The organism is Xanthomonas hortorum (assembly GCF_040279205.1).
Classification (GTDB): domain Bacteria; phylum Pseudomonadota; class Gammaproteobacteria; order Xanthomonadales; family Xanthomonadaceae; genus Xanthomonas; species Xanthomonas hortorum_F.
Map to the genome: position 1 here is coordinate 1 of NZ_JBEOLS010000136.1, position 672 is coordinate 672.

The 672-nt window shown below is 61.3% G+C and carries 1 pseudogene; it reads right to left on the reverse strand.

What is annotated here, in order from left to right:
- Positions 1 to 159 (reverse strand): annotated as a pseudogene (locus ABS769_RS22510) (IS5/IS1182 family transposase); the annotation flags it as partial.
- Between the last annotated feature and the right edge of the window lie 513 nt (positions 160 to 672).

Below are 672 nucleotides of genomic sequence, written 5' to 3' on the forward strand. Positions count from 1 at the left end.
CGGCTGCCGACCTGGCCGCCCCGACACCGGATAGTGCGGTGCGATCAGCCCGAGCAGTTGCTGCCACGGAACCACCTGCTCCATCTCGGCCAGAAAGATCTCGCGCCGGGTCTGCTTGCGTTTACCCAGGCCCTCAGCGTCACCGAACGTCAGTTGCATGGATGATTCCTCACTCTGTGGCAATAGTGTCGCGCATCTGCTGTGCTTTGTTCAGAGGCTCCTTAGAGCGGCTAACGATGCTTCTTGAATGCTATATCGATGGCGGTAAACGGGTAGATCAACGTCTGGTCGGTCGAGGGCGCGGTGCCCTCGCCGCTCGCGGGACACGCCGTGAATCCGTCCCTGGGGGCTCGGTGGCGGCATCCATGCCGCCACACGGTCCCGCAATCGGCAAGGACACCGCACCAGACAGGTTGCGGGTTGCTTTGAGAAGAGCTACGCACACCGACCATCTTGATTGGTCCTTGCCCGCCTACCGTCGCGGGACCTTACGCGGCATGGATGCCGCGTAAGAGCCTTATCTGTTCGCAATCTGGCAGATTAGGTGTCGAGAGCCGGCGTGGGCCACCGTGAGAGCCTGGATCTCAGCGATCGCCGTGTAGCTTGGTACCCACGCCGGATTCTCCCTTGATTCGCCCGAACAGTTGCCCGAGGTGACACTCGAAACGATAA